11 protein-coding genes are annotated in these 15,326 nt (G+C 67.0%); 6 read left to right on the top strand and 5 right to left on the bottom strand.

Features of this window, described 5'->3' with window-relative positions; all coding sequences use genetic code 11:
* Positions 1-285 precede the first annotated feature (285 nt).
* Positions 286-1,728, bottom strand: coding sequence for a glucose-6-phosphate dehydrogenase (gene zwf, locus DNK34_RS23295; RefSeq protein ID WP_131177011.1), 1,443 nt, complete (start codon positions 1,726-1,728; stop codon positions 286-288).
* Positions 1,729-1,884: 156 nt separating this feature from the next.
* Here zwf and hexR point away from each other — a divergent pair, with 156 nt between their 5' ends.
* The 3 genes from hexR (at position 1,885) to DNK34_RS23280 (ending at position 5,489) form a co-directional block, all read left to right on the top strand.
* Positions 1,885-2,763 carry a transcriptional regulator HexR gene (hexR, locus tag DNK34_RS23290; protein ID WP_131177050.1) on the top strand — a complete coding sequence of 293 codons (879 nt, stop codon included), beginning with the start codon at positions 1,885-1,887 and terminating at the stop codon, positions 2,761-2,763.
* 286 nt (positions 2,764-3,049) lie between these two features.
* Entirely contained in the window at positions 3,050-3,235 is a 186-nt protein-coding gene (locus tag DNK34_RS23285; RefSeq protein WP_131177012.1) for a PA3496 family putative envelope integrity protein, read from the top strand.
* Between the two features lie 70 nt (positions 3,236-3,305).
* Positions 3,306-5,489, top strand: coding sequence for a patatin-like phospholipase family protein (locus DNK34_RS23280; protein WP_131177013.1), 2,184 nt, complete (start codon positions 3,306-3,308; stop codon positions 5,487-5,489).
* A gap of 96 nt (positions 5,490-5,585) precedes the next feature.
* On the opposite strand, the gene DNK34_RS23275 is transcribed toward DNK34_RS23280, so the two are convergent.
* The 4 genes from DNK34_RS23275 to DNK34_RS23265 all read right to left on the bottom strand — a co-directional run bounded on the left by DNK34_RS23275 (position 5,586) and on the right by DNK34_RS23265 (position 9,409).
* A complete protein-coding gene (locus DNK34_RS23275) occupies positions 5,586-6,029 on the bottom strand; it encodes a hypothetical protein (RefSeq protein WP_131177014.1) in 444 nt (147 codons plus the stop codon).
* 1 nt (position 6,030) lies between these two features.
* Complete coding sequence (locus DNK34_RS25895) at positions 6,031-6,159, bottom strand: hypothetical protein (RefSeq protein WP_278248886.1); 129 nt, start codon at positions 6,157-6,159, stop codon at positions 6,031-6,033.
* A gap of 19 nt (positions 6,160-6,178) precedes the next feature.
* Positions 6,179-6,448: a hypothetical protein gene (locus DNK34_RS23270; RefSeq protein WP_131177015.1), complete on the bottom strand. Its 270-nt coding sequence runs from the start codon at positions 6,446-6,448 to the stop codon at positions 6,179-6,181.
* Between the two features lie 237 nt (positions 6,449-6,685).
* Positions 6,686-9,409, bottom strand: coding sequence for a DEAD/DEAH box helicase (locus DNK34_RS23265; protein WP_131177016.1), 2,724 nt, complete (start codon positions 9,407-9,409; stop codon positions 6,686-6,688).
* Between the two features lie 236 nt (positions 9,410-9,645).
* On the opposite strand from DNK34_RS23265, the gene DNK34_RS23260 reads away from it, so the two are divergent.
* From DNK34_RS23260 to DNK34_RS23250, 3 genes are read left to right on the top strand one after another with little or no spacing between them, the layout of a single operon-like run.
* The gene (locus DNK34_RS23260) at positions 9,646-10,782 is read left to right on the top strand and encodes an efflux RND transporter periplasmic adaptor subunit (protein WP_131177017.1); all 1,137 of its coding nucleotides are present in this window, start codon (positions 9,646-9,648) and stop codon (positions 10,780-10,782) included.
* A complete protein-coding gene (locus DNK34_RS23255; RefSeq protein WP_131177018.1) occupies positions 10,782-13,865 on the top strand; it encodes an efflux RND transporter permease subunit in 3,084 nt (1,027 codons plus the stop codon). Before DNK34_RS23260 ends, DNK34_RS23255 begins: the two co-directional genes overlap by 1 nt.
* Positions 13,862-15,238 carry a TolC family protein gene (locus DNK34_RS23250; protein ID WP_131177019.1) on the top strand — a complete coding sequence of 459 codons (1,377 nt, stop codon included), beginning with the start codon at positions 13,862-13,864 and terminating at the stop codon, positions 15,236-15,238. The genes DNK34_RS23255 and DNK34_RS23250 overlap by 4 nt, the downstream gene beginning before the upstream one ends.
* Positions 15,239-15,326 lie beyond the last annotated feature (88 nt).

The raw sequence follows: 15,326 nt of genomic DNA, 5'->3' as shown, positions 1-15,326 counted from the left end.
GCGTCGCCCTCGGCGCGAATCGATTGTGGCCATTCCCCGAAACCGCGTCACGGCCGCCATTCGCCGCGGGGTCGCGGCTCCCACAGCGGAGCGCGGCAGATGTGATCCGTGTAGGCGCGTCGCCCTCGGCGCGAATCGATCGTGGCCATTCCCTGAAACCGCGTCACGGCCGCCATTCGCCGCGGGGTCGCGGCTCCCACAGCGGAACGGCGGTAGACGTTGCCCGCCCAGGAGCGTCGCTTTGCTTGCCGCTTATGGCTTGCAGCTTGCCACTTTCTTCCAGCCTTATTCGTTCCAGGCGCGGTCATGGCGTTCGAGCAGGCTCTGCAACTGCTCCGGCCCGTTGCTGCCGGCCGCATAGGGGCGCGGGCGCTGGTAGTGCTGTTGCCAGCCCTCGATGATCGGGTCGATCCAGTGCCACGCGGCCTCCACCTCGTCGCGGCGCATGAACAGGGTCGAGTCGCCTTCGATGACGTCGAGCAACAGGCGCTCGTAGGCATCCCAGCGGCGCTGCTTGTTGAAGGCGTCGGCCAGGTTCAGATCCAGCTCCACCGGTTGCAGGTGCATGCCCTTGCCAGGGTTCTTGGCCATCAGCTGCAGGCTGATGCGTTCCTCCGGCTGCAGGCGGATCAGCAGGCGGTTGGCTTCGCCATTGCCGAACAGGTGGTGCGGCACCGGCTTGAACTGGATGAGGATTTCCGACGTCTTGCGGGCCAGGCGTTTGCCGGTGCGCAGGTAGAACGGCACGCCGGCCCAGCGCCAGTTGTCGATCTCGGCCTGCACCGCGACCAGGGTCTCGGTGTCGCTGTCGTTGTCGACGTTCTTCTCGAAGTAGTAGGCGGGCACTTCCTGGCCGCCGATCTTGCCGGCGGTGTACTGGCCACGCACGGTCTTGTCGCGCACGTCGAGGCCGCAGATGGGTTTGAGGGCCTCGAGAATCTTCACCTTCTCGTTGCGCACCGCCTCGGCATCGAAGCGCACCGGGGCTTCCATGGCGACCAGGCAGAGCAGTTGCAGCAGGTGGTTCTGGATCATGTCGCGCATGGCGCCGGCCTGGTCGTAGTAGGCGCCGCGGTTTTCCACGCCGAGGGTCTCGCAGACGCTGATCTGCACGTGGTCGATATGTCCGGCGCGCCACACCGGTTCGAACAGGGCGTTGGCGAAGCGCAGCGCCATCAGGTTCTGCACGGTTTCCTTGCCCAGGTAGTGGTCGATGCGAAACACCCGCGATTCGTCGAACACCGCGCCGATGGCGGCGTTGATCGCCCGGGCGGATTCCAGGGAATGGCCGATGGGTTTTTCCAGCACGATGCGGGCCTTGGCGCCGGCCAGACCGGCGATGCGCAGGTGCGAAGCGATGGCCTCGAACAGATCCGGAGCGGTGGCCAGGTAATACACCCGCACCCGTTCGGCGTCGTCGCCCAGGCGTTTGCCCAGGCGCCCGAAATCGGCGCTCTGCGAAGCATCCATGGCGAAGTAGTCGAGGCGCTCGGCGAAGCTGCGCCAGGTCGCGTCGTCGAAGTCGCTGCGGGCCACCTGGGCGCGGCAACGGCGTTCGGCGAGCGCCTGGTAGGCCTCGCGGCTGTGATTGCCGCGGGCCAGGGCGAGGATGCGCGTGGCGGTGTGCAGACGGCCGCCGCGATGCAGGTGGTAGAGCGCCGGCAGCAATTTGTGCAGGGCCAGATCGCCCGTGCCACCAAATACCAGGATGTCACAGGAAATACTCAAAATTGGAACTCCGACTCGGTTTGTCCGTGCGAGGGCGCCAGCCTTGTAGTATAACTACAAGAACACTACAACCCGGCGTACCCCGATCATAACCGAGTCGCGACTCGTAATAAGGCTACCCGGTGCATTCGTTACCTTTCAGTCGAGCCCATGCCTGTGAATTTGTTGCAGCACATTGCCCAGTCACGTCACCTGCTACGTAAATCGGAACTCAAGGTGGCCGATCATGTGCTGCTCGACCCGGCCGCCGTGATGCACAGTTCCATGGCCGAGCTGGCTCACTCGGTGGGTATCAGCGAGCCGACCATCGTGCGCTTCTGCCGGGCCATCGGCTGCAGCGGCTTCCAGGACCTCAAGCTCAAGCTGGCGCAGAGCCTGGCGGCGGGCGCCAGCTTCGGGCAGTTCGCCATCCACGAGGACGACTCGGTCGCCGATTTCAGCCTGAAGATCTTCGATACCACCCTGCACACCCTGATCGAGCTGCGCGAGAAGCTCGACGCCGATGCCCTGCAACGCGCCATCGCCCTGTGTGCCCAGGCCCAGCGTATCGAGTTCTATGGCTTCGGCGCCTCCGGCGCGGTGGCCGCCGACGCCCAGCACAAGTTCTTCCGCCTGTTGCTCAATGCCGCCGCCTACTCCGATCCGCACATGCAGGCGATGTCCGCGGTGACCCTCAAGCCCACCGACGTGGCCGTGTGCATCTCGCAGTCCGGCCGCTCCAAGGACCTGCTGATCACCGCCAACCTGGTGCGCGAGACCGGCGCCTCGCTGATCACCCTGTGCCCGGGGCAGACGCCATTGGCCGATCTGTCCACGGTCAACCTGGCCATCGACGTGCAGGAGGACACCGAGATCTACACCCCGCTGACCTCGCGCATCGCCCACCTGGTGGTGATCGACGTGCTGGCGATGGGCGTGGCCATGGCCCGCGGGCCGAGCCTGGTCAACCACCTCAAGAGCGTCAAGCGCAGCCTGCGCAGCCTGCGCCTGTCGCCCAAGTCGATCAAGAACAGCGACGACCCCTCCGCGCTCTGAACGGCCCCGGTGGATGGCCGGAAAAAGGCGGAAGCGGCCTTCGGCCTTCGATCAAAAGCGCTTGAGGCTGGAGGCTGAACGACAAGCAAACCGCACAGGCTCTTTCGTCCAGCTTTCCAGCCTCAAGCGCCCTTATCGGCCGTCCGCTTCCGCCTTATAGCGCCTCATCGACCGGCTCTCTGCTTCGCGAGCTCTGGAACATTCACGCCCGCGTCATCCTGGCGCCCTCAAACCGTCATGGCCCTGGCCGACTCTGGTCTCCCGTTATTCAACCTGGAGACCACCCATGGCTCACCACGTGGATGCACCGGAAAACAGCATGGTCAAGGCCCGGCGCAAGCTGCTCGATCAGCAGCGCATGCGCTACCGACGGGCCATCGAGCTGTATGGCGAGAACCGTCGCCTGCAGAGTGAACTCGCCAGCTACTGCGACCCCTTCGCCGGCGAGTCGACACGGCGGCTGATGCACTGATCGGGCAGACCCTGGCGGCGGGCTCGTATAATGGCGACCTCGTTCCGCCCGCCACTGCCAGGGTCGTGCCATGCGTCGTCTGCTTTTCGTGCTGCTTCTGCTTTGTCCGCTGCTCGTTGTCGCCCAGCCCGCCCAGCCGAAGGTCGGCCTGGTGCTGTCCGGCGGTGCCGCTCGCGGGCTGGCCCATATCGGTGTGCTCAAGGCGCTGGAAGAGCAGGGTATACGCATCGATGCCATCGCCGGCACCAGCATGGGCGCAGTGATCGGCAGTCTGTACGCTTCCGGCTACAGCATCGCCGAACTCGAGGAGGTGGCCCTCACCCTGGACTGGCAGCAGGTGCTGTCCGATGCGCCGCCGCGCCCCGATGTGCCGTTCCGGCGCAAGCAGGACGACCGCGACTTTCTCATCAAGCAGCGCCTGAGTTTTCGTGACGACGGCAGCCTGGGTCTGCCGCTGGGGGTGATCCAGGGCCAGAACCTGGCGCTGCTGCTCGAACGCCTGCTGGTGCGCAGCAGCGATATCCGTGATTTCGACCGCCTGCCGATTCCCTTTCGCGCCGTGGCTACCGACATCGCCAACGACGAGAAGGTGATCTTCAGCAGCGGCCACCTGCCCCAGGTGATCCGCGCCAGCATGTCGATCCCGGCGGTGTTCGCCCCGGTCGAACTGGACGGCCGCTTGCTGGTCGATGGCGGTATGGTCGACAACATCCCGGTGGACGTGGCCCGCGGCATGGGCGTCGACCGGGTGATCGTGGTCGATATCGGTACCCCGCTGAAGCCGCGCAAGGATCTGCTCACCGTGGTCGACGTGCTGAACCAGTCGATCACCATGATGACCCGGCGCAATTCCGAGGAGCAGCTGGCCACCCTGAGCGACGCCGACGTGCTGGTGCAACCGCCCATGGCGCAGTTCGGCGTCACCGATTTCGGCCGCGCCGAGGCCATGATCGACGCCGGTTACCAAGCTGCCCAGGCGCTGCAGCCGCGCCTGGCGCAGCTGCGCCGTAGCGGCGCCGGCAACCCGGCCCTGAGCCTGGCGCGCAGCGCCGAGCAACGGACCCCGGTGATCAACGCCATCCGCGTCGAGAACGACTCCAAGGTCGGCGACGAGGTGATCCGCAACTACATCCGCCAGCCGCTCGGCGAACCCCTGGACATGACCCGCCTGCAGCGCGACATGGGCACGCTGTACGGCCTCGACTATTTCGAGCGGGTGGAATACCGGGTGGTCAGCGGCGAAGACGAAAACACCCTGGTCATCGATGCCCGGGAGAAACGCACCGGCACCGACTACCTGCGCCTGGGCCTGAACCTGTCCGACGACTTCAACGGCGACAGCGTTTTCAACCTCGGTGCCAGCTACCGCAAGAACGGCATCAACCGCCTCGGCGCCGAGTGGTTGACGCGCCTGCAGCTGGGCGACCGGCAGGAGCTGTACAGCGAGTTCTACCAGCCATTGGACGTCGGCTCGCGCTGGTTCGTCGCGCCCAACCTGTATGGCGAGGCGCAGAACGTCGAGGCGGTGCTGGACAACGATCCGATCGCCGAATATCGCCTGCGTCGCTACGGCTACGGCTTCAATCTCGGCCGGCAGATCGCCAACAACGGTGAGCTGCGCTTCGGCATCGGCCAGGCCCGGGGCGATGCCGAGGTGCGTATCGGCGAGCGCGATCTGCCGAGTTTCAGCTTCAGCGAGGGCTTCTATGAGCTGAAGTACTCCTTCGATACCCTGGACAACGTCGACTTTCCCCACGAGGGCGAAGAGATCGGCCTGCACCTGCGCCAGTACGACGCCAGCCTGGGCGCCGACGACCGTTATCGGCAGTGGGAGCTGACTCTGGACAAGGCCCTCAGCCACGGCCCCAACACCTGGGTGCTCGGCGGTCGTTACGGGCGCACCCTGGACGATGCCGAAGTGGTCACCTCGAGCTTCCTGCTCGGCGGCGCGCGGCAGTTGTCCGGTTTCCGCCAGGACGCCCTGGCCGGGCAGAACGTCAGCCTCGGCCGCCTGGTGTACTACCGGCGCATGACCCCGCGCTCGTTCCTGCCCCTGGATTTCCCGCTGTACTTCGGCGCCTCGCTGGAGCGCGGTCGTGCCTGGAACAACGACAACGCCTTCGACAGCGGCTACATCAACGCGGCGAGCATCTTCCTCGGCTACGAAACGCCCCTGGGCCCGCTGAACTTCAGCTACGGCTTCAACGACGAGGACGAGAAGGCGCTGTACCTGAACCTGGGCCGCAGCTTCTGAAAAGAGCGTGGTTCGACAGGCTACACTGACGCCGAAGCCGAGGGGTGCTGTGCCGCGCGCGAAGGCTTTGAACGGTTGACCCGGGTGTTACCGCACTCAATGCGCCGTGCTGTCCGGTTCGTCAGGACACCTGGCGGTATCACTGAAGTCCGCCTCGTCGTTGAGGTAGGAAACAGCCACCTGGCTGATCAGATAGCTGTTGTCGCCTCGGCTATAAGCGATGTCGAAGGCGATCGGCATGCGTTCCTCGTCATGACCGTTGATCGTTAGACAACCGCCTGCAGGCATCTTGCGTTCCAAGTGGTTGCGGATCGTGACCATCCGCTCCTTGAACAGGAGCTGGCTCTTGATCCCGGGCGAATCCAGATTCTTGCCCTCTATCAGTCGGGGACTGAAGTAACGGGGGGCCAGCAAGGCTACATTCCCGGCATTGGTTGCTTGTACGTAATCCTCATACAGTTCGAACAGTGTGCGCCCCGCACCTGAGGATGAAGCGCACGCCGCCAGGAAAACCAGGCAGAACAGAATCGCTGTCTTCATCTCACCGCCCCATCATGATTCGCTCGAGTTCCCGTTCATAAGCCTTGTGGCGGCCCTTCATTACCCTGGCTGCTTGGCAAAGCAGCCCGGAGCAGGCAGTGATAAGTGCCTCCAGATCGAATTCATCCATGACAGTGATGCTGATCACTTCAAGGTTGAACGTTGCACTGTATCCAACCTTTCCGCCATCCCTGTTCACGAAACTCACCGAGATCCGTTGCAGATGAATGCCGATACTCGCCAATGCGGGGGATGCGCTGAACCTCAACACTCCGGCTGAGCCAGAAAGCACTGCATTGCCCTCCTGATCGACGACCAATCTTGGCCATTATCCGGGTCATCAATCCCTTGTCCGTCGAATAGGCCAGTTCGATGAGCTTCGCCACCGTAATCTTGGCTTCTGTACGGTTGAAATCCATCATCGACTCGTTGCAGTTGGGCCTGTTATTGGAATTACTCTAACACCCGGGTTTTGCACAGAAAGAGAATCCATCGACATTTGCCTGTGTGGAGGCGACCCAGGCTGAGCAGCATATATTCGGAGAAAAATGGATGGTTCGAACAGGCAAGGCCTGTTGCTGGAGTGAACTCTCGCTTCCGGGTGGAACGACCTGGAAGGATCTGGAGTGAAGCACGCAGTCAGCCCTATCGTTCGATCAGAGCCGCTGCAGCAGCGCCTGCAGGGTCAGCTCCGGTTCCTGTACCCACAGGCCGTAGCTCAGCGGTACGGTTTCCAGGCCGGCGCGGGCCAGTACGCGGTAGCGTTCCACTTCGAGGAAGCCTTCGCCTTCCCCGGGAAAACCGATCAGGTCGATGGCCAGGCACTTGTCGCCACGTTGGCAGAACACGTCCAGCAGCAGGCCGGCCAGCGGGTAGCGCGTCCAGGTGTGCACGCCCTCGGCCTGCAGGGCGCTGCACAGCGAGCGCTCGAAGGCGTCCTGCTCGACGCTGGGAGGAGGCGCCGGGGCGTCGCGGTCGATGCTTTCCAGGTAGCGGCGCAGCAGGTGCTCGGCAGCGAGCTGGCGTTCGTCACCGCTGAACAGCAGCACCTGGCGCTCGCGGGCGCGGGTGACGGCGACGTTGAACATATCCTGGCGGTTCAGGTAGATGGCGGCCTGGGAGGCGCGGGCATCGATGGCGAAGCTGATGATCATCAGGTCGCGCTCCTCGCCCTGGAAGCCGTAGGGTGTGTCCACCAGCAGACGGAATTCGCGCAGTTGCCGCAGGTCGAGCCGGGCCACGCGCTGGCGGATGGCTTCGACCTGGTCGCGAAACGGTGACAGCACGCCGATGGCGGGTTTCACCGGGCTGTCGGCGTAGCGTTCCAGGTGCTCGTCGATCAGCTCCAGGACACGCTGCACTTCGGCCTGGTTGACGCCATTGGCGCCGCGCTCGCCGTGCAGGCGCTGCAACTGCAGGCTGTCGCAGCGGATCAGTTGCGGACGCTCCTTCATCACCCGCAGACGGCGTTCGTAGAACTGCTCGTTGCTGAAGCGGATCAGCGCCGGGCGGCTGCGGAAGTGTTCGTCGAGAAAGGTCAGCGCGGTCTGGCTGGCCAGGTGCAGGCCGGCCAGGTCGAGCACGCTGTTGTCGCGGTAGCTCCATTGCTCGCGCTGCGCCGGGTCCAGGCCGGCGCGCTGCAGCAACTGCTCTTCGCGGCTGCGCGCGAGAAACGACAGGTGGCGCAGCTGGCGCGCGTCGCCGCTGATCACCGCACGGCGGCAGCGCTGGAAGGCGGGCAGCGCCGAGGCGATATCGCACTGGCTGGCTTCGTCCATGACCATCACGTCGAACAGACCGGCACGCAGCGGCAGCAGGCGGTGCAGCTCGTCCAGGGTCATCACCCAGATGGGAAAGGCGGCGAGCAGGCGCGCCGGGTCGATGTCTTCGAACAGCGCCAGCTGGCGCTGTGACTGGCGTGCCCGGATCGCCTGGTTGTAGTGCACGAACAGTTGCCGGTCGTTGCTCAGCAGGTGCTGCAGTTGTGCGTTGCGGCGGATATTGAGGTAATCGCGGCTGAGCCGTTCGCGGCGTTGCTGGCACTCGCGCAGTTCATCGAGCAGCACCCAGGGCCGTACGCTGCCACGGATGCGTCGCCGTACCCAGGGCAGCAGCAGGTGGCGGCGCCAGAAGCCCAGGGCGCCGCGTTCGGCGCGCAGAATCAGGCGGCTCCAGCGCAGCGCCCGCTCACTGCGCACGCGCAGGGCGGTGGCCAGGCGCTGTTCCTCCTGGATCAGGCCGCGCAGGGCGGTCTTCTGCCGCTCTTCCGTGCCTGGCTCGACGTTCTCCAGCTCGCCCTGCAGCAGGCTGCCCAGGCGCTCGCGCAGGTTCTGTTGCAGGCTGCGACCGGAACCTTCCAGCACCGCGTCGCGCAGGCCGAAATCGTCGCTGAGTTTCTGCGCGATGACCCGCACCGCCTGCTCGCTGCGGCTGACCAGCAGGACGCTTTCGCCATGCAGGTAGCGATCCAGCGCCAGCGCCGCCAGGGTGTAGCTCTTGCCCGTGCCCGGCGGGCCGGCTATCTGGCTCAGCGGGTAGCGGGCGGCATTGGCCAGGGCCCGGCACTGCGCCGCGCTGAGTTGCGCGGGCAGGGCGTGGGGCGTGCTGTCGCCCTGGGTCGCGGCGGTGGCCGGCGCGCCGAGCAACTGGCGCAGCGGCGGCGACCATTGGTCGGCCTCCTGCAACAGCTGCAATTCGTGGGTGATGCCACGGCTGCCGCTGCCACGGGGCACCAGGGCGACCGCGGCGCCGGCGCGCAACGACAGGCTGCGACGGCGCAGCGCCTTGGCCAGCGACTCGGCGTTTTCCAGAGCCGGGAAGGCGGCCGCCGCCAGCACCTCGGAAACCCGGGTATGGCGTTCGACCCAGGCGAGCAGGTCGCCCAGGACCACGGCGTCGATGGGCGCATCCGCCAGGGGCAGGTCATCGAGCGTGGCGTCGCCGTCCTCGCGCAGCAGTTGTCGCAACAGCCGCCAGTTGGCCTGCGGCTGGCCGGTGTCGATGGACAGCAGGTGGGCATCGCCTTCGCTGCCGTTGCTCAGGCTCGCCTCGTAGTAAACCAGGGGCGCGCAGAATGGCGTGGAGGGGCCATCGCCAGTGACCAGGCGGCCGCACACCGGCAGCACGCCATAGACCAGTTGCAGCTCGCGTTGGTAGAGGCGCTGCTGACGCTCCAGTTCGGCGCCGATGCCGGGGGCCAGGGCCAGCAGCGGCAAGGCACCGCTGGCCAGCTCCTCGCGGCCGTCGAGCCAGGCCCAGCGCTCGCTTGGCAGTTTGCCGAGGTCGTCGAGGTTCAGGTCGCGGCTGTCGGCCAGGTAGGCGCTGCGGTAGAAGGCGAGCAGTTGCCCGATCCGTACGTCTTCCGTATGCCGTTCTTGCATCGTCTGCCTGTGGAGTGCCTGGCCTTTTCAGCTCGCGACTGTACGCCCTGACAGCGCCGGGTGTCACCGGCTGAAGCGCTGGCGATACGGTTTTGTAACGCATGGTTATGTAAATTAGGCAAATCCAGGGCGAAATCACGGGCGAAATCCGCTACAACGTTATGCTTTCGAGCGTCAGCCGGTGTTCCGCGACCGCCGGCCACGTACGACCCGTTCACCCACTTTGAAGAAACGGCATGTCCCTGTCCCGAACATCGCTGCTCATCGTTCCGATCGTATTGCTCGGCGCGCTGGCCTACTGGTGGTTGCGCGCTGCCGAACCCGTTACCGACAGCGTGTCGAGCGCCGTGCCCGTGGTGCTGCATGAGGTGGCGCGCGGCGATGTGGCGGTGCTGTTGCGCACCCTCGGCCGGGTACGCGCCCAGCGCAGCATCGAGATCCGTGCCCAGGTCGACGGCACCCTGGTCGAATTGCCGGTGGCCGAAGGGCAGCGGGTGCGCAAGGGGCAACTGCTGGCGCGCATCGACGACCGTAGCCTGCGCGCCAGCCTGAACCAGGCCATCGCGGAACGCGGCGTGACCCGCGCCGAACTGGATATCGCCCGCCTCGACCTGGAGCGCTACCAGAACCTGGTGCGCGAGCGCGCCGCGCCGGCGCAGACCCTCGACCAGCAGAAAGCCCTGGTGGCGCGTCTGCAGGCGACCCTGGCGACACGCGAGGCCGCGGTGGCGGCGGCCCAGGTGCAGTTGTCCTATACCACCATCCATTCACCCATCGACGGCCGCCTGGGCATCCGCAACGTCGATGCCGGCAGCCTGGTCCGGGCCGGCGACGCCACCAGCCTGCTGTCCGTGGTGCAGCTCGACCCCATCGACATCGAGGCGACCCTGCCGCAGCGCCGCCTGGGAGAGTTGCAGCGTATGCTCGCGGCGCCTGAACAGGCCCTGGTGCGGGCCTTCCGTGAGGATGGCGGCGAGGCGATCGCCGATGGCCGGCTGGCGCTGATCGACAACCGCGTCGCCCTGGACACCGGCACCATCCGCGTCAAGGCGCTGTTCGACAACGCCGACGAGCGCCTGTGGCCGGACCAGTCGGTGGTGGTCACCCTGCAGGCGGACGTCCTGCGCGACGTCCTGTCGGTGCCGCTGGAGGCGATTCGTCAACGCGCCGATGGCACCTTCGTCTGGCGGGTCGAGGACGGCAAGGCGGCGCCGGTGGCGGTGAAGGTGCTGCATGAGACCGATGCGCTGGCGGTGGTCGAAGGCCTCGAGGCGGGTGATCAGGTGGTCATCGATGGCCAGTCGCGCTTGCGCGAGGGGGTCGAGGTCAGGGCCGCCGACGCCGCGCCCGCCCTGGCCGGGGGAGCGGGCTGATGCAGCCGCGCGGTTTCTACGCGCTGTGCATCGGCCACCCCATCGGCATCGTGCTGCTGTCCCTGGCCCTGGTGCTCTGCGGGGTGATCGCCTTCATCCGCCTGCCGGTGGCGCCGCTGCCGGAGGTGGACGCGCCGACCATCGAAGTGACCGCGCAGATGCCCGGCGCCAGCGCCGAAACCATGGCGTCGGCGGTGGCCACCCCGCTCGAGGTGCAGTTCAGCGCGATTCCCGGCGTCGACGACATGACTTCCACCAGTTCCCTCGGCCGGGTCGAGCTGATCCTGCAGTTCAATCTGGACAAGGACATCGACGCCGCCGCCCAGGAAGTCCAGGCGGCGATCAACGCCGCGTCGTCGCGGTTGCCGGACGATCTGCCGGAACTGCCGGTGTGGCGCAAGATCAACCCGGCGGATACGCCGATCCTGATTCTCGCGGTGACCTCGCCCACGCTCTCGCCCTTCGAGGTCAGCGACCTCGCCGAATCCGCCATCGCCCGCCAACTGAGCCAGATCGAGGGCGTCGGCATGATCCGCCTCAACGGTCTGCAGCGGCCGGCGATCCGCATCCAGGCCCGGCCCGAGGCGCTGGTGGCGGCCGGCGTCACCCTGGCCGACGTGCGCGCGGCGGTGCAGCGTGCCAGCGGCAACCGGCCCACCGGCGCGCTGGTCGGCGAGCATCGCCTGTCGACCCTGGACAGCAACGGCCAGTTGTTCGAGCCCGGCGACTATGCCGAACTGATCGTCGCTTATCGCGGCGGCGCGCCGGTGCGCCTGGGCGACGTGGCCAGCGTCGTGGCCGGTGCCGAAAACGCCTATACCCAGGCCACGCCGAATGGCCAGCCGGGGGTGGCGGTGGTCATACGCCGTCAGCCCGGCGCCAACATCGTGGCCACCGCCGAAGCCGTGACCGCGGCCCTGCCCGAGCTCACCGCAGGCCTGCCGGCCGACCTCGAGGTCAAGGTGCTCAATGATCGCACCCGCACCATCCGCGCGTCGTTGCACGAAGCGGAGCTGACCCTGCTGATCGCCGTGGGCCTGGTGATCGGCATCATGGCGTTGTTCCTGCGTCAGTGGTCGGCGACCCTGGTAGTGTTCTCGGTGCTGGCCACCTCGGTGATCGGCGCCTGCGCCGCCATGCTGCTGTTCGGCCTGTCGCTGAACAACCTGACCCTGGTGGCGATCATCGTCGCGGTGGGCTTCATCGTCGACGACGCCATCGTCGTGGTGGAGAACATCCACCGCCACCTCGAGCGTGGCGCCGGGCGCATGCAGGCGGCGCTCGACGGGGTGCGCGAGATCGGCTTCACCGTGGTCTCCATCAGCCTGTCGCTGGTGGCGGTGTTCATTCCGCTGTTCTTCATGAGTGGCTACGTCGGCCGGCTGTTCCGCGAGTTCGCCCTGGCCGCCACCTCGGCCATCCTGATTTCCGTGGTGATCTGCCTGACCCTGGCGCCGGCCCTGGCCGCGCTGTTCATGCGCCCGCTACCGGCCCACACCGGCCCAGGCCCGGTGATGGGCCGGGTGCTGCGCGGCTACGAGCGCGCGCTGGTGTGGGCGCTGGATCACCCGCGCAGCACGCTGAGCGTGTTCTTCGCCTGCATCGTCATCAGCGTGGGCGGTTTCGCCCTGATGCCCAAGGGCTTCTTCCCGCTGCAGGACACCGGTTTCATGAACGGCACGGTGCAGGCTTCGGCGGACATTTCCTATGAGGCCATGCGCGCCAAGAACCGTCAGTTGGTGGAGATCCTGCGCAACGATCCGGACGTGATCGCCTTCAACGCCGACATCGGCAACGACGGCAGCTACAGCGTCGGCGGCATGGCCGTGGTGCTCAGCGATCCCGACGACCGCGACGCCACGGTGGAGCAGATCATCGACCGCCTGCGTCCGCAGTTCGCCGCCATTCCCGACCTGCGGGTGACCCTGCGCGCGGCCCAGGACATCAACCTCGGCTCGCGCGCCTCGCGTGCCCAGTACCAGTACGTGCTGCGCAGCCGCTCGCTGGAGGAACTGGCCGTCTGGACGCCGCAGCTGACCGAACGGCTGCAGGCCCATCCACTGTTTCGCGACGTCAACAACGACCTGCAGTTCGATGCCTCGGTGACGCCGATACGCATCGATCGCGATGCGGCGGCGCGCTACGGCTTTTCCGCCAGCGATGTCGACGACGCCCTCTACGACGCTTTCGGCCAACGCCGCATCAACGAGATCCAGACCGCTGCCAACCAGTATCAGGTGGTACTCGAGCTGAGCAGCAGCCAGCGTCAGCGGGTGCAGAGCCTGGAGCTGTTCCAGTTGCGCTCGCCGACCACCGGGCAACTGGTGCCGCTGAGCACCTTCGCCAGCGTGCAGGCGCAGCAGCCGGCGCCGGTGAGCATCAACCACAGCGGCATGCTGCCGTCGGCCAACCTGTCGTTCAACCTGGCCGCCGGCGTGGCCCTGGGCGACGCGGTGGCGGTGCTGCGCCAGATCGAGCGCGACATTGGCATGCCGGCCAGCATCAGCGGGCGTTTCAGCGGCGCCGCCCAGGCTTTCCAGCAGACCCTGGCCTCGCAGCCGCTGCTGATCCTCGCCGCCCTGGTGGCGGTGTACATCATTCTCGGCGTGCTCTACGAGAGCTTCGTGCACCCGCTGACCATCCTCTCGACCATTCCCTCGGCCGGCATCGGCGCCCTGCTGCTGCTCTGGCTGTGGGGCCTGGATTTTTCCATCATGGCGCTGATCGGGCTGATCCTGCTGATCGGCATCGTCAAGAAGAACGGCATCCTGCTGGTCGACTTCGCCCTGCAGGCCCAGCGCCAGGGCCTGGCCCCGCGCGAGGCCATCCACCAGGCCTGCATGGCGCGTTTTAGGCCGATCCTGATGACCACCCTGGCGGCGATGTTCGGCGCCGTACCGCTGATGCTCGCCTTCGGCACCGGCGCCGAACTGCGCGAGCCGCTGGGCGTGGCGGTGGTCGGCGGCCTGCTGTTCAGCCAGTTGCTGACCCTGCTCACCACGCCGGTGGTGTACCTGACCCTGGACCACTACCTGATCCAGCGTCGCCGGCAAGCGCCCGCCCCCGCGCAGGAGGCGTCATGAAGCGCCTGTGGCTGCTGCTCGGCCTGTGCCTGCTGCTGCTGTCGGCCTGTGCCGGGCGTACGCCGCCACCGCTGGCCGAACTGCCGCCGCAGGCGTTGGCCGGGCTGCCGCTGGCCTGGTGGCGGAGCCTGGACGATCCGGCGCTGAACCAACTGGTCGAGCTGGCCCTGCGCGACAACCTGGATCTGGCCGCGGCGACCCAGCGCATCCGCGAGCAGCGTGCGTTGCGCCGGCAGGCGCGGGGCGATCTGTTGCCCAGCGTCAACGTCAGCGGCCGCCACGAGAAAGGCCGCAGCGCCAGAGACGGCCATGACGAGGACTACTTCTATGGCCTCGACCTGGCCTGGGAGCTCGATCTGTTCGGGCGCCTGAGCGCCATCGAGCGCGCCGCCGAGGCCAACCTGCGCGCCGCCGATGCGGACTATCAGGCGTTGCGCGTCAGCCTGATCGGCGAGGTCGCCGGCACCTACCTGCAATACCGCCTGGCCCAGCGCGAAGAAGTGATCGCCCAGCAGGCGGCCGACAGTCAGGCGCAGATCGCCCGGATCACCCGGGTTCGTTTCGACCAGGGCACCGCCAGCGGTTTCGATGTGGAGCGCCTCGACACCCAGCTCGCCATCACCCGCGCCGCCGTGCCCGAGGCCCGCGAGCGTGCCGCTACGGCGCGCTACGATCTGGCCTATCTGCTCAATGCGCAGCAGGATCGCATCGACGCGATTCTTGCCGGCCAGGCCACGCCCAGCGCCCCGCACGACGAACAACTGCTGCCCTTGCTGGCGCTGCCGGCCAGCAGCCTGCGGGCCCGGGCCGATGTGCGCGCCGCCGAACTGCGCCTGCTCGCCGCCGACCACGAGCTGGATGCCGCCAAGGCGCTGCGTTATCCACAGCTGACCCTGGGGGCGCTGGTCGGTTTCGAGCAGGGGGTCGGCGTGCCGGCCTGGACGCTCAGCGCCCAGGCGCTGCAACCGCTGTTCGACTTCGGGCGTATCCGTGCCGGCATCGAAGCCGGCGACGCCCGCCGCGAGCAGGCCTGGCTGGCCTATCAGGCGTCCCTGATCCAGGCCCTGCGGGAAACGCGCAGTGCCATCGCCGCCTACGCCCAGGGCCTGGAGCGCCAGCGCCTGCTCGATGGCGCCGGGCGTTCCGCCGCCAACGCCACCGAACTGGCGCAGCGGCAATACGATTCCGGCACGGTGTCGCTGATCGAGGTGCTGGATGCCCAGCGCACCCAGTTCGATACCCAGCTCGACCAGGTGCGCGCCAGCACCGACGTGGCCCTGCGCTGGGTGCAGATCTACCGCACCCTGGGCCTGGCGCCGGTACAGGCGCCAGCGCCCGGCAGCCACGAGCGACAAGCCGCAGGCGGCGAGTAGAAGCGCGTTTCACGGCGCCTCGGCCATGCTCTCGGGACAGGCTGCCCGGACCACCTGCGCGCTGTGCCGAATTCGTCATGAACGCCGA

Source organism: Phytopseudomonas dryadis, from assembly GCF_004327355.1.
GTDB lineage: Bacteria > Pseudomonadota > Gammaproteobacteria > Pseudomonadales > Pseudomonadaceae > Aquipseudomonas > Aquipseudomonas dryadis.
The sequence above is the reverse complement of the archived record's forward strand: the minus strand, read 5'-3'. Positions and strand labels throughout refer to the sequence as shown.